This is a genomic window from Rhizobium sp. Pop5, from assembly GCF_024721175.1.
In the GTDB taxonomy this organism is placed as follows: Bacteria; Pseudomonadota; Alphaproteobacteria; order Rhizobiales; family Rhizobiaceae; genus Rhizobium.
Genome location: NZ_CP099399.1, coordinates 599,765 through 620,150 on the forward strand (window position 1 = coordinate 599,765; position 20,386 = coordinate 620,150).

Below are 20,386 nucleotides of genomic sequence, written 5' to 3' on the forward strand. Positions count from 1 at the left end.
GCGCGACTTCAGAACGGGCCGGAAGGTTCTCAACCTTCGCGTCCGGGGTCCGAATGACCGGGGTAGCGGGAGTGCGGGCGACGGGCAGGCGAGGAGAGATCCATGGCGGACGACCGCGAGGAAAGTCTTGAAAAGCGCCGTGCGCAATTGGGGGCGGAACTCGCGACCAAGCGCGCTGAGGCGGGAGTGGAACATGCAAGCGAGGCCCAAGCCGAGGTAAGCCGCAAAGGTTATGCCCAGGCGATGAAGCTTTCCAGCGAGTTCATTGCCGCCATCGTCGTCGGTGCTTTGCTTGGCTATACCCTCGACCGTTTTGTCGGCACGGCGCCTTGGGGGTTGATTGTTCTTCTGCTTCTCGGATTCTGTGCCGGCGTTTTGAACGTGCTGCGTTCTGCGGGGGTGGTGGCCCATCCCTTGGAAGGCAAGGACGACACGAAATAAGGACCGGTTCCCGGTCCAGTGCAATGATCCCGCGTCCTGCGGGCCAAAGAGAGAGAACAAGCGGTGTCTAACGATCCGACCCATCAGTTCCTGATCCAGAAGATTGTGCCGATCGAAGTCGGCGGAATTGATTTCTCGTTCACCAATGCATCGCTCTTCATGGTCGCTTCGGCTGCCGTTGCTGCCGGCTTCCTCTATTTCTCGACCTCGAACCGCGCCATCGTGCCGGGTCGTTCGCAGTCGGTCGCGGAAATGTCCTATGAATTCATTGCCGGCATGCTGAAGGAAGGCGCGGGCAAGCAGGGAATGAAGTTCTTCCCGCTGGTCTTCTCGCTCTTCATGTTCGTGCTGACGGCGAACCTTCTCGGCATGTTCCCGTATTTCTTCACGATCACCAGCCAGATCATCGTCACGTTCGCGCTGGCGATCCTCGTCATCGGCACGGTTCTCGTCTACGGCTTCTACAAGCACGGCTTCCACTTCCTGAATGTCTTCGTGCCCTCGGGCGTGCCGGGCATTCTGCTGCCGCTGGTCATTGCGATCGAAATCATTTCGTTCCTGTCTCGTCCGATTTCGCTCTCCGTTCGTCTTTTCGCCAACATGCTCGCCGGTCACATCACACTGAAGGTGTTCGCAGGCTTCGTCGCCTCGCTTGGAGCCCTCGGTGCAGTCGGTGTCGGCGGAGCCGTTCTTCCCCTCATCATGACCGTCGCCCTGACCGGTCTCGAGTTCCTCGTCGCCTTCCTCCAGGCTTACGTCTTTGCGGTGCTGACTTGCATGTACCTCAACGACGCGATCCATCCGGGCGGGCACTAAGGATAACGACATCGACGTCAAAGGGCGTCAGTCATTCGCCGCAACAACCATTTCAAAGGAGTTCAACATGGAAGCGGAAGCAGCAAAGTTCATCGGTGCAGGTCTGGCTTGCTTTGGTATGGCCGGTACGGCTCTCGGCCTCGGCAACATCTTCGGCAGCTACCTCTCCGGCGCTCTGCGCAATCCGTCTGCCGCTGACAGCCAGTTCGGCCGTCTGGTATTCGGCTTCGCCGTTACGGAAGCTCTGGGCATCTTCTCGCTGCTCGTCGCTCTCCTCCTCCTCTTCGCCGTCTGATATCGGCGGATAGATGGATCACGGCCTGCGAACCGCAAGCCGTGATCCTTTGCATTTGCAGTCCACCTGGAGGTGAGCATGTTTTTTGTGACCCCGGCTTACGCTGAAGAAGCACCGGCGGCAGCGACCGGCACGGATGCGCATGCCGCTCCGGCCGCAGGCGAGGTCCATACCGAGACCGGCGTTGCCGAAGGCGAACACGCCCGTGGCCCGTTCCCGCCCTTCGATTCGACGACCTACGCCTCCCAGCTGTTGTGGCTGGTGATTACGTTCGGCGTCTTCTACCTCCTTATGCAAAAGGTCATCGCGCCGCGCATCGGGGCCATCATCGACCAGCGTCACACGCGCATTTCCCAGGACCTGGAAGAGGCAAGCCGCCTGAAGGCGGAAGCCGACGCCGCAGTCCGGACCTATGAAGGTGAACTGGCCGCTGCCCGCGCCAAGTCGCATTCGATCGGTGCTGCCGCGCGCGATGCCGCCAAGATCAAGGCCGAAGAGGACCGGCGCGCTGTCGAGGCGAGCCTGTCGGAAAAGATCAAGGCTGCCGAAGCCCGTATCTCCGACATCAAGGCAAAGGCTTTCGCTGACGTCGGCACCATTGCCGAGGAAACAGCCGCTGCCGTCGTCGAACAGCTGATCGGTGGCACCGCCGCCCAGGCAGATATCGCCGCAGCCGTCGCTGCCGCCAAGAAGGAGGCTTGATCGATGGAATTTCACTTTGACGCCACTTTCTTCGCCTTTGTCGGCCTCGTCCTCTTCCTGGCGCTGGTCGTCTATCTGAAGGTTCCGGGCATGATGGCGAAGTCGCTCGACGACCGCGCCGATCAGATCCGCAACGATCTGGCCGAAGCCAAGCGCCTGCGCGAGGAGGCCCAGCACTTGCTTGCCGAATACCAGCGCAAACGCAAGGAAGCTGAAGCCGAAGCGGCCCACATCGTTGCGGCCGCCGAGCGCGAAGCCGAAATGCTGACCGCCGAGGCAAAGAAGAAGACGGAAGAATTCGTCGCCAACCGCACGACGCTCTCCGAGCAGAAGATCAAGCAGGCCGAAGCCGACGCGATGAAGGCGGTTCGTTCTGCTGCCGTCGATCTGGCGATCGCGGCCGCCGAAACGGTGCTCGCCAAGCAGTCCGATGCCAAGGTCCAGTCTGAGCTCTTCGGCAACGCCGTCGGCCAGGTCAAGACGCGGCTGAACTGAGCTGTATCGAATGGAATGAGAAAAGGCCGGGCATGTCCCGGCCTTTTTGTTTTTCGGCAAAGGTCGTTCTTTACGTTTCGATCTTTGCCTAGGTCGAACCACGCCCCGTCCTTCGGACTCGTAAAAAGGCCGAAGGCGCATGCGATGACCTCTCGATTCCCTCTTCTCCCCAGCGGGGCGAAGGTGCCGTAAGGCGGATGAGGGGGCCTCCGAAGCTGGTCTTTCCAATCATATACGGGCTTTGGCCACGCCGTATCCTCCCGACTGTGCGCAGGCGCTCGCCGTTGGCGTTGTCGCGAAACAGGTTCTATTTGAGGGATGTGCCGTGCAGCCCCCTCTTCCGCCTGCCGGCACCTTCTCCCCGAGGGGAGAAGAGGGATGCCGCGATCCCTCGGTTCCTCGCGCGCCTTTCAGAGGGCGCATGCCGGCTTCTCAAATGTCCGGTCTTTCTGACGATCTACTCGGAAATCAGTTCGCCCATTTCAGGGCCTTCCTCGCCCTTGCGCAACGGTCTGAAGCTCATCCGGTGCAGGGAGCAAGGGCCGTGCTTCTCGATGCCGGCGCGGTGCTGCGCGGTGCCGTAGCCCGCATGCGCTGCGAAACCATAATCGGGAAAGACGGCATGCGCCCGCGCCATCATCCGGTCGCGCGTCACCTTGGCGACTATCGAGGCGGCGGCGATCGAGACCGAGCGGGCGTCACCCTTGACGACGGCCTGTCCGGGGCAATCGAGGCCGGGCGGCACATCCAGCCCGTCCGTCAGCACGTAGCTTGCCGGAATGGCGAGGCTGCAGATGGCGCGGCGCATGGCGTCGAGGCTCGCCTTGCGAATGTCAGTCTCGTCGATGCGCGTGGAGCTTGAGGAGGCGATGGAGACGGTCGCGGTCGCGAGAATTTGGACGAAGAGTTCCTCGCGCCTCTGCGCGGAAAGCTGCTTGGAATCGTTGAGACCTTCCGGGATGCGCTTCGGATCGAGGATCACGGCTGCGGCCACCACAGGTCCCGCCAGAGGCCCCCGGCCTGCCTCGTCGGCGCCGGCGACCGGCCAATGGCCGGCCTTACGGGCTTTGAGCTCGAGTTTGAAATCCGGCACGAGCGGAACCGTGTCGAAAAGCAGGGGAGAATCGGGTGGCGTGCGACGTTTCATGCGGCTGAACCTCGCACGCCAACCCGATTTCCCGCAAGTCCCCGGATCAGGGCGGCGGCCGGGGACAGTCCGGCGGATGGTGGCGGTCAGGTCCATCCGCGGGAATTGCGCTCGGGCTCGAAAACAGGGCGGTTTTGTCGAGAAGCCGATGCGCAAGCTTGAAGCAATTCCAGGTAAAAGTGAGAGCAGTTTCCCCGGAGTCGCCGAAAACAAAAGTTGGAGCGGTTCGGGTTTCGATGAAAAGCCGAACCGCACCTGCAAATCAGAGCAGCGACAGCTGTATCCCGCTGCCATCCGGCGGCACGAACAGATCGTCGCGCAGCGGCAAACTGCGCCGCGTCAGCTCGAAACGTTTGGCCGCCATTTCGAAGCGGCGCGCGATCTGCCAGGCATAGGGGCCTGCGCCTTTCATGCGCTTGCCGAATTCGGCATCGTAATCCTTGCCACCGCGCATCGAACGGACCAACGACATCACATGCCGGTAGCGATCGGGATAATGCTGCAACAGCCAGTCTCGGAAAAGCGGGCTGACTTCGAGAGGGAGCCTCAGGATCACGTAGCTCGCCTCTGCGGCGCCGGCGGCCTTCGCCGATTCGAGGATACGCTCCAGCTCATGGTCGTTTAGCGCCGGGATCAGCGGGGCGGCCATGACCGCGGTCTGGATGCCTGCTTCAGACAGCGCATGGATCGTTTCCAACCGCCGCGGCGGCGTGGCGGCGCGCGGCTCCATCGCCCGGGCAAGCTTGCGATCGAGCGTCGTCACCGAGATGCCGACGCGCACCAGGTTCTTGCTTGCCATCTCCTGAAGAATGTCGAGGTCACGCAGGATCATCGCCGACTTGGTGACGATCGACACCGGGTGGTTCGCCTTGTTCAGGACCTCGAGAATGCCGCGCATGACGCGCCATTCCTTCTCGATAGGTTGATAAGGGTCGGTATTGGTGCCGATTGCGATCGCCCGCACCTTGTAGCCTGGCTTGGCGAGTTCCCGTTCCAGCAGTTTTGCCGCATCGGGCTTGGCGAATAGCTTGGTTTCGAAATCGAGCCCTGCGGATAGTCCCATATAGGCGTGCGTCGGCCTGGCGAAGCAATAGATGCAACCATGCTCGCAGCCGCGATAGGGATTGATCGAGCGATCGAAGGGAATATCAGGCGATTCGTTGCGGGTGATCGCCGTGCGCGGTTTCTCGATCTGCACTTCGGTCTTGAAAGGCGGCAGTTCTTCCAGCGTCTGCCAGCCGTCGTCGAAGGTCTCCCGCCGTTGCGCCTCGAACCGCCCGGTCGGGTTCAGTCCGGCCCCACGGCCACGCCGGCGGTCGACTTCGATCCTGAGACCGGAAGATACGATCATCGCATCGGCAATATCTGCCGTATTGGCAGGCGCGAATGCGGCCTGCCCTGCCAGGGACTGCTCTCTCATCGGATTCTCCCGTGGCGAAAGACCGTTGCCTTCGCCCGTTTTGATGATTAAATTCCTATCGGCAAAACGAGAACAATGCAAGAACAAAATGAGGGAAACGCTGCTGGAAAAAATTTGTGCGGCGCATTATAGATAGTCGATGTTGACGGTTGTTCTCGAATGTCATGATCAGGAATCCGAGCTTGCCCAGACCCTGTCGGTGCTGGTGACCGGCGCGGTGGAGGGGCTGGTGAGCGATGTGATCGTGCTTGACCACGGCTCGCGCGATGGCACCTCGAGAGTTGCGGACGCGGCCGGCTGCCGGTTCCATTCTGACTGGGATATCAAGGATATTGTCCGCTCGGCCCGCGGCGAATGGCTGCTCTTCGTCGAGCCGGGCGCAAGGCCCCAGGGCGGGTGGATCGATGAGATTTCCGAATATGTGGCGCTCAATCGGCTGCCCGCGCGCTTTACGGCATCGAGAGGCTATCGTCGGCCCTTTTTCAAGCGCATTGGCCGCGCCGCGCCGCCGCTCGAACTCGGATTCCTGATGCCGAGGAAGCTGGCGCTTGCCACGGCCAGAAGCGGTATGCCGCTTGCCGAATTCGTGAAGGGCCAGAAGCCGCGGAAGCTGTCTAGCGAACTGATTCCCTCCTGGGTCGCCCGCGCCGCGCGGTAGCTGTCGCCCGCGCCGCGCGATAGATGCCGCGCGTAAAGATGGCGTCCGATACGATTTCGCGCTATAATTTCCCCATGGCGCCGCCGAAGCGCCTCGCTTCGTAACGGATGGCCATGGAATGCCGGTAGACGGCAGAACAGGTCAGCTGAAATCTCCTCTTCTGCCGGGTTTCCGGCGAAAGGAGGTGCGTCATGGTACGCGGCATGATTTACGGCCTGCTGGCCGTCATATTGCCGATATCGCTGATCGCGCATCCGCATCCGGCAGCATCGCAGATGGTGCGCAGTTGCGCAGGCCGATCCGAGATCGTCAATTTCCTGGACAAGAACTTTGCTGAAAAGCTGACGGCGATCGGGTTGATCAACGAGAGCGCCATTCTTGAGGTCTATGCCGCCGAAAGCGGCACATGGACGCTCGTCGTGACGGATGTTCACGGCATAAGTTGCGTCCTAATGTCGGGTGACAGTTGGGAAACGATGCCAGTTCTGCCAGGCATTGCCACATAGTGCCGCTGTTCAGTCTACGGCGGCTAAAACAGGCAGCCTATTTCGCTGCCCCGCGTTTCAAATGCTCGTCCAGCCGCGGCATGATCTCGACGAAGTTGCATGGCATGTGTCGATAGTCGAGCTGGGCTTTCAGAATGCCGTCCCACGCATCCCGGCAGGCGCCGGGCGAGCCCGGCAACGCGAAGATGAACGTGGAGTTGGCAACACCTGCCGTGGCGCGTGACTGGATTGTCGCTGTTCCGATCTTCTCATAGGAGATGCGGTGGAAGACGGCGGAAAAACCGTCCATGCGCTTTTCGAACAGCGGCTCCAGCGCTTCAGGTGTCACATCGCGGCCGGTAAAGCCGGTGCCGCCCGACGTGATGACGACGTCGATCCCGTCCTGTTCGGTCCAGGCCTTGACCTTTGCGGCGATTTTCTCCCGATCGTCGGGCACGATTGCCCGGTCGACCAACCGATGGCCCGCCTCGGCGATTCGCGTCGCCAGCGTATCGCCCGATTTGTCGGTCTCCGCCGTGCGGGTGTCCGAGATCGTGAGAATTGCGATACCGACGGCGATGAAGGGCCGCTTTTCGTCCAGACCTGCCATTATGCGTCTCCCGAAACCGTTTCCGTTGCTTGGAAATACCAGTCAGGCCGATTGTCGTGAAGGGTCCCGGCTGCTTCTTGTGCGGCACCCATGTTCGCAAAGATCCCGAAGCAGGTAGCGCCGGAGCCGGACATACGGGTCATGAGCGCGCCGCAGGTTTCTAACATCGCAGAGATTTCACCGATTTCCGGCACGAGTTCACGCGCCGGCGGCTCCAGGTCGTTGCGGGCGGCCGCAATCGCCGCAAGCCAGTCGCCGGTGCGAGGCAGGGCCAGGGCCGGATTGTTCTTTGTCGTCAGCCGGCGGAAAACGTCGGGCGTCGAAACGCCTTTCATCGGATTGGCGAGCACCATGGCGAAGGCGGGCAGATCGGCTACGGGTTCGATTTCCTCGCCGATGCCGCGGGCAATCAGCGGCCGGCTCTCGAGGCACATCGGCACGTCGGCGCCGAGCTTCAGCGCGAGCGCGGCGAGTGCCTCCTTGGGCAAGGTCGCGCCCCAGAGCCGCATCAGCCCGCGCAATGTCGCCGCTGCATCGGCCGAGCCGCCGCCGATGCCGGAGGCGATCGGCAGGTTCTTTTCCAAGTGAATTTGGACAGGCAGGGCGATCGCGCCGACCGCTTCGCGCAACAGGTCGCGCGCCTTCAGCACCAGGTTCGTAGCGCTGTCGCCGGCAAGCGTTCCGGCGAAACGACCTGACAAAGTGAACGCATCGGCCTGCGATGACGCGAAGCTCAGGCGGTCGCCATGGGCTGCGAAAGTCACCAACATGTCGAGCAGGTGGTAGCCATCCGGCCGCTGGCCCGTCACATGCAGGGCAAGGTTGATCTTAGCGCGCGCTTCTTCGGTGATGCTGGCGCATGATGCCGACAAGTGTGAGCGATCGGACGACATCATGCTCTATTTCTTTGATCTCGAACCGGCCAAGCCCTCTTCAGGCATGGTCTTGCCCGTCAGGATTTCTTGTCGGCCGGCGGCGGAGTGACAGGTGCCGGGTCCGGCTGCTTCTTGTCGGCCGCCTTGGCGTCGTCGCTCGCGGCCGGCAGGCCGTTGGCGATCTTGTCCTTGATCTTCGGAATTTCCGCGGCCTCGGGCTCGGAGCTCAGCGCCCGGTTCCACTGGTAAGCGGCTTCGAGCTTGCGCCCGACGCGCCAATAGGCGTCGCCGAGATGGTCATTGATCGTCGGGTCACCGGCCTTGATCTGCGCCGCCCGCTCCAGCTCTTCGACGGCATCGTCGAAGCGATTGAGCCGGAAATAGGCCCAGCCGAGCGAATCGATGATGTATCCGTCGTCGGGGCGAAGATCGACGGCCTTCTTGATCATGCCAAGACCTTCGTCGAGATTCCGGTTCATGTCGATCCAGGAGTAGCCGAGGTAATTCAGCACCTGCGGCTGGTCGGGATTGAGCTCCAGCGCCTTGCGGAAGTTCGGTTCCGCCTGGTCCCACTTTTTCAGCCGCTCATAGGCAATGCCGCGCTGGAAGAAGACGCTCCAGTTGGCACGGCCGGGAAGGGGGCCAATCACTTCGACGGCCTTGTCGTAGTTGGCGGCCATCGCCTCGTAGTCCTTGGCGTCGGACAAGACGCTGCCATAGGCGAGGTAGCTGCGGATGTCCTTCGGGTCGGAGGCGATCAGAGCCTGCAGGTGCTTGCGTGCCTCATCCACTTTACCGCCCTGGGCAAGCGCAAGGCCGAGCTGCAGCTCGGAGATGCGCCGCATCGGCGAATTATCAGGCACTTTCTTGTAGAGCGCGATAGCGCGGTCCATCTGGTTCTGCTTCTCGGCAATGCCGCCGAGCAATACCAGCGTATCGGCGCTGTTCGGATCGAGCGCATTGGCCGTCTGCAGGTAGAGCGAGACGATGTCTTCGGCGCCATCACGGTTCAGCGCGCCGCCGACAGAGAAGAGCACGCCTGCGGCTCCTTCTTCGGCCGACTTGACCTGCTGCTCCTGCTTCTCATCCTTCTCGATGCTGTCGCGCAGCGCGTTCAGCGGCGCATAATTCGGCAGCAGGTTATCGCCGACGGAAACTGCATCGAGCGCCTTCTGCTTGTTGCCCTGCGTGGCTTCGAGGCGGGCAAGCGCCATCACCGCGCGCATGAAGGTGTCGGGCGCCGTCGCACCCCCTTCCTTGTCGAGCACGGCATCGTTCAGATGCTGGCGGGCGGATTTCACGTCGCCGGTGACGATGGCGATCGCGCCGGCATTGTAATTCTGGAAGATGCGGAACCAGTCCGGTCCCTTCATCTTCTCGACCATGGCGAGGGCTTCCTTGCCGCGGCCGGCGCCGACGCGGGCCCAGGCGAGCAGCAGGTCGTTCATCATCCGGTCGAGATCATTCGGCCCCTTGTATTTCAGGATGGCCTCGGCGGTCTTGTAGTCGCCGCGGCGCACGGCATCCATGCCGCGCACGATCGTGGTGATGCGCTCGACGGAAGGATCGCCCTTCAGGTCGTTGGCATATTTGACGCCGTCCTTGATGTCGCCGTTGAGCAGCAGCGAGATCATCAGCCGCTGGCGGATCTCGGGATTGCCGGGCTCGATCTGCAGCGCCTTCTTGTAGAGCTCGATCGCCGTTTCGTAATCATGATCGACATCGGCGGTGCGCGCGGCAAGGAAGGCGCCGGAGAAGGTGTTGACGCTGTCGGCATCGAAACTGTCGGCCTTGGCGGCATCGCCGGCCTTGGCCGCATCCTCGGCACTCACGCCGCCGGCAACGCCGAGCGAAAGGACAGCGGCCAGCGCTGCGCTCGTAAGAAGACGGATGGCAAATCTCTGCCGCATTCGGAAACCTTTCTTCGAGAGCGTTCCGGTCATGGTGCCGGTCGCTAAACCAGTTGTGACCACTGATTCATAACAGGATGGCTTTTTTGAAGCGGCGCTGCAAGAAAATCAGCCGGCGATCGAGGACGTTTGATCAGTTGACGCGCTCGATGCAGAAATCGATCACTTCCATCAGGGCTGATTTCCACGGTGTGTCGGGGAGCGGCGCAAGCGCATCCCGCGCGATCGTGCCATAGTGGACGGCCCGGCCGATCGTGTCGCTCAGCGTGCCGTATTTGGTGATCAGCCCCAGCGCCTTTTCCAGATTGGCATCGCTGCTGTTGCCGGCCTCGATCGCATCGCGCCAGAAGGCGCGCTCGTCTTCGGTGCCGCGGCGATAGGCGAGGATCACGGGCAGGGTGATCTTGCCCTCGCGGAAATCGTCGCCGACATTCTTGCCGAGATCGGCCGCCTTGCCGCCGTAGTCGAGCGCGTCGTCGACGAGCTGGAAGGCGAGGCCGAGATTCATGCCGTAGGATTTGAGCGCGTTGCGGCCGGACCTGCCAGCTTCGGCGACGATCGGGCCGACTTCTGCGGCAGCCGCAAAGAGGGCCGCCGTCTTCGCACGGATGACGGAGAGGTAGTCATCCTCGGTCGTCTCCATGTTCTTGGCGACGGAAAGCTGCAGCACCTCGCCTTCCGCGATCACGCAGGCGGCGGAGGACAGGACGTCGAGCGCATCGAGCGAGCCGACGTCGACCATCATGCGGAATGCCTGGCCAAGCAGGAAGTCGCCGACCAGCACGCTTGCCTGGTTGCCCCAGATCATTCGCGCCGTTGATTTGCCGCGGCGAAGGTCGCTCTCGTCGACGACGTCGTCGTGCAGCAGCGTTGCCGTGTGCATGAACTCGACCGATGTGGCGAGTTTGACGTGATTTTCGCCCCTGTAGTCGAACAATGAGGCGGCAGCGAGCGTCAGCATCGGCCGCAGCCGTTTGCCGCCGGAGGAGATCAGATGGTTCGCCACCTCGGGGATCATCTGCACGTCGGAGCCGGCCTTGGACAGAATGAGCTGGTTCACCCGCTCCATGTCGGCCTTGGTAAGATCGACCAATGGCTTTATGGATGCCAGTTTGTTTTTGCTTTCTTCAAGCGGTATGACCACGCCCAACGACCCGGACTCCTGTTCATTCATTAGAGCTGACAATAGAAAGGGGCGATGGACGCGGCAAGGGGTGAATTGTCGCGCAGGGCGAAATTGGAAGGAAAATGACGGCAAATGCATGAACTTATCCGTGCCAACGATCCCGTTCTTCTCTCCTTTGCCGAGAGCCTGATGAAAGATGCGGGAATTCACTGCTTCATTGCCGACCAGGGAATGAGTGTGCTGGAGGGCTCGCTCGGCATGCTGCCGCGCCGCCTGCTCGTGGACGAGGAAATGGCCGATCAGGCGCGGCGCATCCTGATCGACGCCGGTCTCGGCGGCGAACTGCGCGAGAGGAAGTGAAGGCCCGATGACCGGTGTTGATACCATCGATGCCTTTCATCGCGGCGCTTTCCACCTGGTACAGCCGAAGGGCAGGGGCCATCGCGCCGGCATGGATGCGATGCTGCTCGCCGCTCTCGTCGCCGACGCGCGCCCGGTCCGGGTGGCCGATCTCGGCGCCGGCGCCGGCGCCGCCGGCCTTGCCGTCGCTTCGCGCCTTCCCAATGCGCAAGTGGTGCTCTTCGAGCGCTCGACCGAGATGGCCGATTATGCCCGTCGCAGCACCCTTCTGCCCGGCAATGCCCATCTCGCGGGCCGCGTGAGCGTCGTCGAGGCCGATGTGACGCTGACGGCCAAGGCGCGCAACGACGCCGGCCTCCTCGACGAGAGCTTTCATCACGTCATCATGAACCCGCCCTTCAACGACGCAGGCGACCGGCGCACGCCGGATGCGTTGAAGGCCGAAGCCCACGCGATGATCGATGGCCTGTTCGAAAGCTGGATCCGCACCGCTGGCGCAATCATGATTCCGGGCGGGCAATTGTCGTTGATCGCAAGACCGGAATCGATCGCTGAGATTATCGATGCCTGTGGCCGCCGCTTCGGCGGCCTCGAGATTACCGCCATCCATCCGCGTGATGGTGAAAACGCCGTCCGCGTTCTGGTGACTGGTATCAAAGGATCGCGGGCGCGGCTGTCGCTGCGCGCCCCCCTCATCATGCACGAAGAGGGGAGCCACAAGTTCTCCCCTCTCGTCGATGATTTCAACAATGGCCGAGCGGCCTATGCGAGGCTCTAGAACAGGATGATTTTAGGCCGGTTCAGCCTAAAATCTGAATCCTGTTCTCAATTAAAGAGTTAGAGCATGATGTCGCCCGAAAACCGCTCACACTTTTCGGCATCATGCTCTAGCCTGAATTGCTCTAGCCGGTCACGAAGTCGAAAAGCAGCTTGACGTTCAGCCCGGCGATCACAACCGCGATCAGATAGGCGACGCCGCTCAGCCAGCGCGGCGCCACGAGCTCGCCCATCTTGGCCTTGCTGGCGGTAAACATGACAAGCGGGAAGACGGCGAAGGAAAGCTGCAGGCTGAGCACCACCTGTGTCAGGATCAACAACTCCGCCGTGCCCTTGTCGCCATACCAGATGGTGACGATCGCCGCCGGCACGATGGCGATGGCGCGGGTTATCAGCCGGCGTACCCACGGTTTCAGCTTGATCTTCAGGAAGCCTTCCATGACGATCTGACCGGCAAGCGTCGCCGTGACCGTCGAGTTGAGGCCGCAGCAGAGCAGCGCGACGCCGAAGAGCGTCGGCGCGATGGCAAGCCCCAGCAGCGGCGACAGCAGCGAATAGGCGTCACCCAGTTCGACGACGTCGGTCTTGCCGTGCGCGTTGAAGGCGGCGGCGGCCAGGATCAGGATCGAGGCGTTGATCAGCAGCGCGAAACAGAGTGCGACCGTCGAGTCGATCGTGGCATAGGTCAGCGCCTCCTTCTTCTCGGGAACCGTGTGGCCATAGGCCCGCGTCTGCACGATGCCGGAATGGAGGTAGAGATTGTGCGGCATCACGGTCGCACCGAGAATGCCGAGCGCCAGATAGAGCATCTCCGGATTGGTGGCGATCTCAGTCGTCGGGAAGAAGCCGGTGAGGACTGCGCCCCATTGTGGGTCGGCGAGCAGGATCTGCACGCCGAAGCAGACCGCGATGACGCCGAGCAGCGCGATGATGAAGGCTTCCACCCAACGGAAACCGAGCTTCTGCAGGAGGAGAACCACGAAGACGTCGAGTGCGGTGATCAGCACGCCGAGTTCCAGCGGAATGCCGAAAAGCAGGTTGAGGCCGATCGCCGTGCCGATCACCTCGGCGATATCGGTGGCGATGATGGCGATCTCGGCGAAGGCCCAGAGCGGCACCGAAACATATCTCGGAAAGGCGTCGCGGCAGGCCTGCGCAAGATCCCGGCCGGAGGCGATCGCCAGGCGCGCACAGAGCGATTGCAGCACGATCGCCATCAGGTTGGAAAGCAGTGCGACGGTCAGCAGCGCATAGCCGAATTTCGAGCCGCCGGCGAGCGAGGTCGCCCAATTGCCGGGGTCCATATAGCCGACAGCAACCATGTAGCCCGGTCCGGCGAAGGCAGCCGCCCTACGCCATTTCGAACTGGGACGCCCCGTTCCGACGGTGCGGTAGACATCCGACAGCGATGCCTCTCCGCGTTCGTGCCGCCAGCCGCTTCTTGCATTGGGATTCAGGACGTCCATACGATTTCCACCTGTTTTATCGTCAGTGCACTATGACGAATTAGAATGATAATGCAAGTCATTCGCAACAAGAAAATCAATCGCGATGTTTTCGAGAACGCGGCCATTGCGTTTGTCGTTCCAGCGCATACATGGGTGACGATCGTGCGACCCGAAGCGAAGGATGGGAAATGGCCGGATTCTTGAGAAAGCTGCTGCCGAAACGGTTCCGCAAGGACGGCATCGTCATTCCGGTCGTCCGGCTGCAGGGGGCGATCATCAGCGGCGGCGGTCAGTTCCGGCCGACCCTTAATCTCGCCAATGTCGCGCCGGTCTTGGAAAAGGCCTTCGCCGTGAAAGACACGCCGGCGGTCGCCATAACAATCAATTCGCCGGGCGGCTCGCCGGTGCAGTCGCGCCTGATCTTCACCCGCATCCGTGAGCTCGCCCGCGAAAAGCAGAAGAAAGTGCTTGTTTTCGTCGAGGATGTCGCCGCCTCCGGCGGCTACATGATTGCCCTTGCCGGCGACGAGATCATCGCCGACGCCACCTCGATCGTCGGCTCGATCGGCGTCGTCTCCGGCGGCTTCGGCTTTCCCGAACTGTTGAAGAAGATCGGCGTCGAGCGCCGCGTCTATACGGCCGGCGAAAACAAGGTGATCCTCGATCCTTTCCAGCCGGAAAAGGAGAAGGATATCGAGTACCTGAAGAGCCTGCAGCTCGAAATCCACCAAGTCTTCATATCAATGGTGCGCGAGCGTCGCGCCGGCAAGCTCAAGGACGACGCAACGGTTTTTTCTGGTCTGTTCTGGAGCGGCACGCGTGGCCTCGAACTCGGCCTTATCGATGGCCTCGGCGACATGCGCCAGGAGTTGAAGAGGCGCTACGGTCAGAAGACCAAGCTGGAGCTTGTCAGCGCCGGCCGTGGCCTGCTCGGCCGCCGCATTCCCGGCGTCTCGCCGGTCTCCCTCGAGAATGCGGCGTCCGGTCTCGCGACGGGACTTGTCGAAGCGGCGGAAGAGAGAGCATTGTGGAGCCGTTTCGGGCTTTAAGGAGAGCAGGAGAAGGCCATGCCGCAACTTATCACGATCCTGATCCTGGTCTTTTCCGCCTGGTGGCTCTACCGCCGCTTTGTCGCCGATGCCCGCAGGCTTTCCGAAAAGTCGCGCCGCGCTGAAAAGGAGCGCCAGACCGGCGCGATCGGCACGCTCGTCAAGGACCCGGCGACGGGAGAATACCGGCTGAAGCGCGAGGAAGAATAGCGATCGGCCGCACACCCGACCGCCGCAAAACTCTTGACCCCTGCCGCCCTCCATGGCACCTGTCGCGCCGATCTATCAAGCCAGCGGTGCCATCCCATGTCAGCTCTCCCCGACCATATGAACCCGAAGCGCTCCTTTCAGGCGCTGATCCTGGCCCTGCATAGCTACTGGGCGGATAAGGGTTGCGCGGTGCTGCAGCCCTACGACATGGAAGTCGGCGCCGGCACTTTCCATCCGGCCACCACGCTGCGCGCCCTCGGCCCCAAGCCGTGGAAGGCCGCCTACGTCCAGCCGTCGCGGCGTCCGTCCGACGGGCGCTATGGTGAAAACCCGAACCGGCTGCAGCACTATTACCAGTATCAGGTCATTCTGAAGCCGAACCCGCCGAATTTGCAGGAACTCTATCTCGGCTCGCTGGCTGCGATCGGTCTTGATCCTCTGCTGCACGATATCCGTTTCGTCGAGGATGACTGGGAAAGCCCGACGCTCGGCGCCTGGGGCCTTGGCTGGGAATGCTGGTGCGACGGCATGGAAGTCTCGCAATTCACTTATTTCCAGCAGGTCTGCGGCATCGAATGCTCGCCGGTTGCAGGCGAACTGACCTATGGTCTCGAACGCCTCGCCATGTATGTTCAGGGCGTCGACAACGTCTACGACCTGAATTTCAACGGCCGCGAGGGCGACGAGAAGATCAGCTATGGCGACGTCTTCCTGCAGGCCGAGCAGGAATATTCGCGCCATAATTTCGAATTCGCCAATACCGAGATGCTGCATCGCCATTTCGTCGATGCGGAGAAGGAATGCCGGGCGCTGCTCGATGCCGGCGCCCCCGGTGACAACGCCAACCAGCGCCTGCACAAATGCGTCTTCCCGGCCTATGACCAGTGCATCAAGGCCAGCCACGTCTTCAACCTGCTCGACGCCCGCGGCGTCATCTCGGTCACAGAGCGCCAGAGCTATATCCTGCGCGTGCGCACGCTGGCCAAGGCCTGCGGCGAAGCCTTTCTGCTGACCGACGCCGGCGGCGTTAATTTGTCGAAAGAGGCGGCGTGACGCAAAAACCTGCCAGCCGCATCGTCCACATCAACGGCTGGCCAGGCACCGGGAAGCTGACCGTCGGCCGTTTGCTGGCGAAAAAGCTCGGCGCGCGGCTCATCGACAATCACATGCTGCTCAATCCGGCAGAAGCTCTTTTCGCCCGCAGCAACCCTCTGCATGCATCGCTGCGCGGGCAGATCCGGCGGGCGGTTTTCGACCATGCCGCGCGCGCCGATCCGGCTGAAAGCTTCGTCGTTACCGATGCTCTTTCGGATGATGAGCAGGATAGTGCGATGTTCTCCTGGTATCTCGATCTGGCTGCCGCCAGAGGCGCGGAGCTGATCGCGGTTCTCCTCGATTGCGCGCCGGAGGAGAATGTCAGGCGCCTCGTCTCTCCCGGTCGATCCGAGCAGCTCAAGCTGACGGATACGGCGAAGCTGCAGCAGCTCCGGGCAAACTATAAACTGTTGCGAGGACTGGCTGAACACACCGTCGAAATTGATACGACGAAGCTTTCGCCGGAAGAGACGGCGGCCCGAATTCTCGCGCATCTCCGTGTTTGACGACAGCCATAAAAGCCGCCTCGAAAAAAATCACGGCTTCCGCGACAGCGCTTCTTTTGCGCGAACCGCTCGACCACTATCTTATCGCTGTTTCGATCAGGTATAGATTCGGTCTGTCTTTTGAAGCACTGCATTTTTTATTTCAAAATCGCATTTGAAAACTGCCCTAGCGGGATGCTGCGCTTTTCCTCGTGGCTTGTCTCATGCGCAATGCTTGTCCTGCTGACATCATGCAGCGATTTTGACAAGGAGTTCGCCGTTCAGTCGGCAAAAACCACGATCGAAGTTTCTACAGACGGCACCGCCTTTGTGTCGGAAAGCTTCGACATCCTAGTCAAAAAAGACAAAAACTACGGCGGTGTTTACATTGATATTCCTCAACGTTTCAAGGATGCGTCAGGCGGTGTTCATGGGCGGGATTTCGATCTGGTTGCCGCCCGGCGTGATGGAACCGACGAATATTACTTTAAAGAAAACAACGTGCCGGGCTATTCGATCTATATCGGCGAGGAGCATTGCAAAGGCTGCCCAGCGGATCTGCTCACCGGCATCACAAAGATCCAGATCGCTTACAGGCTCGGTCGTCTGGTTCGTCAGGAAGGCGCTCGCCAGGTTCTTTTCCTGCCGGCCTATATGGGCAGTGTCCACGACCACGGCGCGAAAAAAACGCTTACTCTAAAGGTGCCGCGCGGTGGTGCGCTACGCCCTTCGCGCGATGAACCTGCATCCTATGACATCATACAGCAGGCGCCGGACGAGTTTGTGGTGTCTATTGCGGCAGGCAAGGGAGACCGGGTTCTTCCGGATATCGAGATCGAATATCCTGTGGGGACTTTTGTGGCCGTAACGGGTGGCAAGCGGGTACAGTGGTGGTTCTCTGATCACCTTCTTCCATTCCTGAGTATTTTAGGGCCGCTGATCGTTGGTCTGGTTGTTATCCTCAAATTTCGACCTTCGTGGCTTTTGCCTGCGTCACTGATAGCTGTCGATATCAAGATGATAGAAAGTATATCCCCGGCTTTGGCAGCCTATCTGTTCCGGGACTGGAAGGCAGACGCGGCAAACGCGGCTTTCATGGCGTCAGTATGCCAGCTCGCAGTTAAGCGCGTGCTTCGCATTTCCCGCCTCGATGAGGATGCGGAGGCTTCTGACTTATTGCCAAAGCACGAGCGCAGGAAGGGCAAGCCGGGTCGCGCCAAATGGTATGGTCTTCCGGCTGCGACGCGTTTGGTATTCGCGCGAATTGGAAAGGAGCGGCCTGTCGATGCTCGCCGCAGAATTAAAAATGCTCGATCTGATGTCAGGGTTGAATTGCATAGAACAGTCATTGAGGAATATCGGAAGATCAGAGGCATAGATTGGTGGAGCTTTGCGGCCGCGGTCTCAATTCTGTCTCTCGGCATTGCCGTTGCTCGTTTTTCCGGCCTTTTTATATTTTCCTCAGCGATCTGCGGGATATTGTTGATACCTTTGCTGGTTCTAACGATGTTCCGGCACCCGGAGCGGTTTCCCCTGCCTGCCGACGGCTTCGAGCGGTTCAAGCGGGTGGTCGGCCTAATTGTGGGTTTGCCGACGATTATGGTTTTTGCACTATCCTATGTCGGAAGGACGGGGGTGATCAGCGAACAGCGGCCGTATCTGGCGGCTATTTTGTTGGATATAGCCGGCATTATCGCGGTATTGGCGATTCTGCGCATGCCAACATCGAAGCAGCGGAAGATCCGCAATTACATCCTTGGTTTGGAACGTTATTTTCGCGGCGAGATAAACGGCCCGGCAATGTCGGTCGAATGCTTCGAGAATTATCTGCCATTCGCCGTTGCACTTGATGTCGAGCAACGCTGGACCGAACGTTTCAATCTTTGGCGAGAAAGCGAAAAGATGACTGTCTATGCTCCAAATTGGCTGATAACCGCTTAGTCAGCGCAAGATCCATCAAAGTCTCGTCGAAACCGCTGAAGAATTGTTTCGCCAAGATGACTTTGCTATGCCGAATCACTAACGTGCGATGATCAAATCGGGGAGCCCGCCTGCATGTATGTCATACTCGCAATTATCGTCGTCATCGCGCTCTACGTCGTCTTCATCTACAACGGCCTGGTTCGTTCCCGGCAGATGGCGGAGGAAGCCTGGTCGGGCATCGATGTGCAGCTCAAGCGCCGCGCCGATCTGATCCCGAACCTGATCGAGACGGTCAAGGGCTATGCCGCCCATGAGAAGTCGACGCTCGAAGAGGTGGTTGCGCTCCGCAACAAGGCGCAGGCCGTGCCAGCAGGCGATGTCGCCGGCAGGGCGCAGGCGGAAGGGCTGCTCGGCCAGGCGCTCGGCCGGGTCATCGCGCTCGCCGAGGCCTATCCCGATCTCAAGGCCAACCAGAACTTCGCCGAGTTGCAGGCCTCGCTCGAAACCATGGAAGGCGAGCTGCAGATGGCGCGGCGTTACTACAATGGTGCCGCTCGCGATCTCAACGTCAAGGTCGAGAGCTTCCCCTCTAATCTCGTCGCCGGCCAGTTCGGTTTTGCCAAGCGGGACTATTTCGAGATCACCAACGAGGCCGATCGCGCCGTTCCCAGCGTGAAATTCTGACGATCCGGCATTTTGCCTTTGCGAGAAAACCATTAAGAGCAAGGGCAGACTGCGGCCGATAAGGCGCGCCTCATGGACGGAAGACATAGCATGACACGCACAGCCAAACTCACGATCATCCCGCCGGGCAAGCCACTTTCGGGCCGCGCGATGCCGCCGGGTTCCAAGTCGATCACCAACCGCGCCTTGCTGCTCGCCGGCCTTGCCAAGGGTACGAGCCGGTTGACGGGAGCCCTGAAGAGCGACGATACGCGCTACATGGCCGATGCGCTGCGCGCCATGGGTGTTTCGATCGACGAGCCCGACGACACCACCTTCGTCGTCACCGGCAGCGGCAAGCTCTTGCCGCCGAAATCGCCGCTCTTCCTCGGCAATGCCGGCACGGCGACACGTTTCCTGACAGCGGCTGCAGCTCTGGTCGACGGCACCGTCATCGTCGATGGCGATGAGCACATGCGCAAACGACCGATCGGCCCGCTGGTCGAGGCGATGAGCACGCTCGGCATCGACGTGGCCGCCGAAACCGGCTGCCCGCCGGTCACCGTCAGGGGCACAGGTCGCTTTGAGGCCGACCGAATCCTGATCGATGGCGGGCTGTCCAGCCAATATGTCTCGGCGCTGCTCATGATGGCAGCCGGCGGCGACCGTCCGGTCGACATCGAACTCGTTGGCGAGGATATCGGCGCGCTTGGCTATATCGATCTTACCACGGCGGCGATGAAGGCTTTCGGCGCCAGGGTCGAGAAAACAAGCCCCGTCACCTGGCGCGTCGAGCCGACCGGTTACCGCGCTGCCGATTTCGTTATCGAGCCGGATGCATCTGCCGCGACTTATCTCTGGGCCGCTGAAGTGCTGAGCGATGGCAAGATCGATCTCGGCGTGCCGAACGATGCCTTCACCCAGCCGGATGCCAAGGCTTACGAGACGATCGCGAAGTTCCCGCATCTGCCGGCTGAAATCGATGGTTCGCAGATGCAGGACGCCGTTCCGACGATTGCGGTACTTGCCGCCTTCAACGAGACGCCGGTCCGCTTCGTCGGCATAGCCAACCTGCGCGTCAAGGAATGCGACCGCATCCGCGCCCTGTCCACCGGGCTCAACAATATCCGCGAAGGCTTGGCCGTCGAGGTGGGTGACGATCTGATCGTTCATTCCGACCCAGCTCTCGTCGGCCAGCGTCTGCCGGCGGAGATCGACAGCTTCGCCGATCATCGCATTGCCATGAGCTTCGCTCTCGCGGGGCTGAAGATCGACGGCATCACCATTCTCGATCCCGATTGCGTCGGCAAGACCTTCCCGGCCTATTGGCGGACGCTCGCAGCGCTCGGCGTGACATATCAGGACAATGATTGACGGAACACGCGGCTGAGGCTGC

General features: G+C 61.0%; 23 protein-coding genes. 16 read left to right on the forward strand and 7 right to left on the reverse strand.

Translation table 11 applies throughout. From position 1 onward, the window contains the following. Positions 1-102: 102 nt before the first annotated feature. The 5 genes from NE852_RS05065 (at position 103) to NE852_RS05085 (ending at position 2,749) form a co-directional block, all read left to right on the forward strand. Positions 103-441: an AtpZ/AtpI family protein gene (locus NE852_RS05065; RefSeq protein WP_008529423.1), complete on the forward strand. Its 339-nt coding sequence runs from the start codon at positions 103-105 to the stop codon at positions 439-441. Positions 442-504: 63 nt separating this feature from the next. Beyond that, positions 505-1,257 carry a F0F1 ATP synthase subunit A gene (locus tag NE852_RS05070; RefSeq protein ID WP_008529420.1) on the forward strand — a complete coding sequence of 251 codons (753 nt, stop codon included), beginning with the start codon at positions 505-507 and terminating at the stop codon, positions 1,255-1,257. Positions 1,258-1,324: 67 nt separating this feature from the next. After that, a complete protein-coding gene (locus NE852_RS05075; protein ID WP_003588243.1) occupies positions 1,325-1,552 on the forward strand; it encodes a F0F1 ATP synthase subunit C in 228 nt (75 codons plus the stop codon). A gap of 78 nt (positions 1,553-1,630) precedes the next feature. After that, entirely contained in the window at positions 1,631-2,254 is a 624-nt protein-coding gene (locus NE852_RS05080) for a F0F1 ATP synthase subunit B (RefSeq protein WP_258156253.1), read from the forward strand. Between the two features lie 3 nt (positions 2,255-2,257). Next, a complete protein-coding gene (locus NE852_RS05085; RefSeq protein WP_008529417.1) occupies positions 2,258-2,749 on the forward strand; it encodes a F0F1 ATP synthase subunit B in 492 nt (163 codons plus the stop codon). A gap of 457 nt (positions 2,750-3,206) precedes the next feature. On the opposite strand, the gene NE852_RS05090 is transcribed toward NE852_RS05085, so the two are convergent. Both NE852_RS05090 and NE852_RS05095 read right to left on the reverse strand, forming a co-directional pair. After that, positions 3,207-3,896, reverse strand: a complete 690-nt coding sequence (locus NE852_RS05090) for a ribonuclease HII (RefSeq protein WP_008529415.1) — start codon at positions 3,894-3,896, stop codon at positions 3,207-3,209. A 262-nt stretch (positions 3,897-4,158) separates the two neighbouring features. Next, positions 4,159-5,316 carry a PA0069 family radical SAM protein gene (locus NE852_RS05095; protein ID WP_008529412.1) on the reverse strand — a complete coding sequence of 386 codons (1,158 nt, stop codon included), beginning with the start codon at positions 5,314-5,316 and terminating at the stop codon, positions 4,159-4,161. Between the two features lie 139 nt (positions 5,317-5,455). Between NE852_RS05095 and NE852_RS05100 the strand changes: the two genes are divergently transcribed. Together NE852_RS05100 and NE852_RS05105 are read left to right on the forward strand one after the other, a co-directional pair. Further along, complete coding sequence (locus tag NE852_RS05100; protein ID WP_258156255.1) at positions 5,456-5,974, forward strand: glycosyl transferase; 519 nt, start codon at positions 5,456-5,458, stop codon at positions 5,972-5,974. A 191-nt stretch (positions 5,975-6,165) separates the two neighbouring features. Then, the gene (locus NE852_RS05105; RefSeq protein ID WP_258156256.1) at positions 6,166-6,480 is read left to right on the forward strand and encodes a hypothetical protein; all 315 of its coding nucleotides are present in this window, start codon (positions 6,166-6,168) and stop codon (positions 6,478-6,480) included. A gap of 37 nt (positions 6,481-6,517) precedes the next feature. Here the strand turns inward: NE852_RS05105 and moaB are convergent, their stop codons facing one another. The 4 genes from moaB to NE852_RS05125 form a co-directional block, all read right to left on the reverse strand. Beyond that, a complete protein-coding gene (moaB, locus tag NE852_RS05110; RefSeq protein ID WP_008529400.1) occupies positions 6,518-7,069 on the reverse strand; it encodes a molybdenum cofactor biosynthesis protein B in 552 nt (183 codons plus the stop codon). Beyond that, a complete protein-coding gene (locus tag NE852_RS05115) occupies positions 7,069-7,965 on the reverse strand; it encodes a 4-(cytidine 5'-diphospho)-2-C-methyl-D-erythritol kinase (RefSeq protein WP_008529399.1) in 897 nt (298 codons plus the stop codon). The genes moaB and NE852_RS05115 overlap by 1 nt, the downstream gene beginning before the upstream one ends. Before the next feature lie 56 nt (positions 7,966-8,021). Further along, positions 8,022-9,854 carry a tetratricopeptide repeat protein gene (locus NE852_RS05120; RefSeq protein ID WP_008529398.1) on the reverse strand — a complete coding sequence of 611 codons (1,833 nt, stop codon included), beginning with the start codon at positions 9,852-9,854 and terminating at the stop codon, positions 8,022-8,024. A 133-nt stretch (positions 9,855-9,987) separates the two neighbouring features. After that, positions 9,988-11,004 carry a polyprenyl synthetase family protein gene (locus NE852_RS05125; RefSeq protein ID WP_258156258.1) on the reverse strand — a complete coding sequence of 339 codons (1,017 nt, stop codon included), beginning with the start codon at positions 11,002-11,004 and terminating at the stop codon, positions 9,988-9,990. 108 nt (positions 11,005-11,112) lie between these two features. On the opposite strand from NE852_RS05125, the gene NE852_RS05130 reads away from it, so the two are divergent. Next, complete coding sequence (locus NE852_RS05130) at positions 11,113-11,340, forward strand: DUF2007 domain-containing protein (RefSeq protein ID WP_008536951.1); 228 nt, start codon at positions 11,113-11,115, stop codon at positions 11,338-11,340. Positions 11,341-11,347: 7 nt separating this feature from the next. Continuing rightward, on the forward strand, positions 11,348-12,118 hold the full coding sequence (locus NE852_RS05135; protein WP_258156259.1) for a tRNA1(Val) (adenine(37)-N6)-methyltransferase: 771 nt from the start codon (positions 11,348-11,350) through the stop codon (positions 12,116-12,118). A 124-nt stretch (positions 12,119-12,242) separates the two neighbouring features. On the opposite strand, the gene NE852_RS05140 is transcribed toward NE852_RS05135, so the two are convergent. Next, entirely contained in the window at positions 12,243-13,583 is a 1,341-nt protein-coding gene (locus NE852_RS05140) for an Nramp family divalent metal transporter (RefSeq protein ID WP_008529382.1), read from the reverse strand. 170 nt (positions 13,584-13,753) lie between these two features. On the opposite strand from NE852_RS05140, the gene NE852_RS05145 reads away from it, so the two are divergent. From NE852_RS05145 to NE852_RS05175, 7 genes are all read left to right on the forward strand, one after another. Continuing rightward, positions 13,754-14,614, forward strand: coding sequence for a S49 family peptidase (locus NE852_RS05145; RefSeq protein WP_008529381.1), 861 nt, complete (start codon positions 13,754-13,756; stop codon positions 14,612-14,614). Positions 14,615-14,632: 18 nt separating this feature from the next. After that, a complete protein-coding gene (locus tag NE852_RS05150) occupies positions 14,633-14,824 on the forward strand; it encodes a membrane protein (RefSeq protein ID WP_008529380.1) in 192 nt (63 codons plus the stop codon). A 96-nt stretch (positions 14,825-14,920) separates the two neighbouring features. After that, a complete protein-coding gene (locus NE852_RS05155) occupies positions 14,921-15,877 on the forward strand; it encodes a glycine--tRNA ligase subunit alpha (RefSeq protein WP_052034558.1) in 957 nt (318 codons plus the stop codon). Beyond that, positions 15,874-16,425, forward strand: a complete 552-nt coding sequence (locus NE852_RS05160) for an AAA family ATPase (RefSeq protein ID WP_008529378.1) — start codon at positions 15,874-15,876, stop codon at positions 16,423-16,425. The genes NE852_RS05155 and NE852_RS05160 overlap by 4 nt, the downstream gene beginning before the upstream one ends. Positions 16,426-16,599: 174 nt before the next feature. Next, positions 16,600-18,345 carry a DUF2207 family protein gene (locus NE852_RS05165; protein WP_008529377.1) on the forward strand — a complete coding sequence of 582 codons (1,746 nt, stop codon included), beginning with the start codon at positions 16,600-16,602 and terminating at the stop codon, positions 18,343-18,345. Positions 18,346-18,459: 114 nt separating this feature from the next. Beyond that, complete coding sequence (locus NE852_RS05170) at positions 18,460-19,011, forward strand: LemA family protein (protein ID WP_064837023.1); 552 nt, start codon at positions 18,460-18,462, stop codon at positions 19,009-19,011. Between the two features lie 90 nt (positions 19,012-19,101). Next, positions 19,102-20,364 carry a 3-phosphoshikimate 1-carboxyvinyltransferase gene (locus tag NE852_RS05175; protein WP_008529368.1) on the forward strand — a complete coding sequence of 421 codons (1,263 nt, stop codon included), beginning with the start codon at positions 19,102-19,104 and terminating at the stop codon, positions 20,362-20,364. The last annotated feature ends 22 nt before the right edge of the window (positions 20,365-20,386 follow it).

Bases quoted from the DNA above. Each gene is read 5' to 3' on its own strand.
- NE852_RS05065 (WP_008529423.1), top strand. From the start codon at position 103: ATGGCGGACGACCGCGAGGAAAGTCTTGAAAAGCGCCGTGCGCAATTG.
- NE852_RS05075 (WP_003588243.1), top strand. From the start codon at position 1,325: ATGGAAGCGGAAGCAGCAAAGTTCATCGGTGCAGGTCTGGCTTGCTTT.
- NE852_RS05080 (WP_258156253.1), top strand. From the start codon at position 1,631: ATGTTTTTTGTGACCCCGGCTTACGCTGAAGAAGCACCGGCGGCAGCG.
- NE852_RS05085 (WP_008529417.1), top strand. From the start codon at position 2,258: ATGGAATTTCACTTTGACGCCACTTTCTTCGCCTTTGTCGGCCTCGTC.
- NE852_RS05090 (WP_008529415.1), bottom strand. From the start codon at position 3,896: ATGAAACGTCGCACGCCACCCGATTCTCCCCTGCTTTTCGACACGGTT.
- NE852_RS05095 (WP_008529412.1), bottom strand. From the start codon at position 5,316: ATGAGAGAGCAGTCCCTGGCAGGGCAGGCCGCATTCGCGCCTGCCAAT.
- NE852_RS05100 (WP_258156255.1), top strand. From the start codon at position 5,456: ATGTTGACGGTTGTTCTCGAATGTCATGATCAGGAATCCGAGCTTGCC.
- NE852_RS05105 (WP_258156256.1), top strand. From the start codon at position 6,166: ATGGTACGCGGCATGATTTACGGCCTGCTGGCCGTCATATTGCCGATA.
- moaB (WP_008529400.1), bottom strand. From the start codon at position 7,069: ATGGCAGGTCTGGACGAAAAGCGGCCCTTCATCGCCGTCGGTATCGCA.
- NE852_RS05115 (WP_008529399.1), bottom strand. From the start codon at position 7,965: ATGATGTCGTCCGATCGCTCACACTTGTCGGCATCATGCGCCAGCATC.
- NE852_RS05120 (WP_008529398.1), bottom strand. From the start codon at position 9,854: ATGCGGCAGAGATTTGCCATCCGTCTTCTTACGAGCGCAGCGCTGGCC.
- NE852_RS05130 (WP_008536951.1), top strand. From the start codon at position 11,113: ATGCATGAACTTATCCGTGCCAACGATCCCGTTCTTCTCTCCTTTGCC.
- NE852_RS05135 (WP_258156259.1), top strand. From the start codon at position 11,348: ATGACCGGTGTTGATACCATCGATGCCTTTCATCGCGGCGCTTTCCAC.
- NE852_RS05140 (WP_008529382.1), bottom strand. From the start codon at position 13,583: ATGGACGTCCTGAATCCCAATGCAAGAAGCGGCTGGCGGCACGAACGC.
- NE852_RS05145 (WP_008529381.1), top strand. From the start codon at position 13,754: ATGGCCGGATTCTTGAGAAAGCTGCTGCCGAAACGGTTCCGCAAGGAC.
- NE852_RS05150 (WP_008529380.1), top strand. From the start codon at position 14,633: ATGCCGCAACTTATCACGATCCTGATCCTGGTCTTTTCCGCCTGGTGG.
- NE852_RS05155 (WP_052034558.1), top strand. From the start codon at position 14,921: ATGTCAGCTCTCCCCGACCATATGAACCCGAAGCGCTCCTTTCAGGCG.
- NE852_RS05165 (WP_008529377.1), top strand. From the start codon at position 16,600: ATGCTGCGCTTTTCCTCGTGGCTTGTCTCATGCGCAATGCTTGTCCTG.
- NE852_RS05170 (WP_064837023.1), top strand. From the start codon at position 18,460: ATGTATGTCATACTCGCAATTATCGTCGTCATCGCGCTCTACGTCGTC.
- NE852_RS05175 (WP_008529368.1), top strand. From the start codon at position 19,102: ATGACACGCACAGCCAAACTCACGATCATCCCGCCGGGCAAGCCACTT.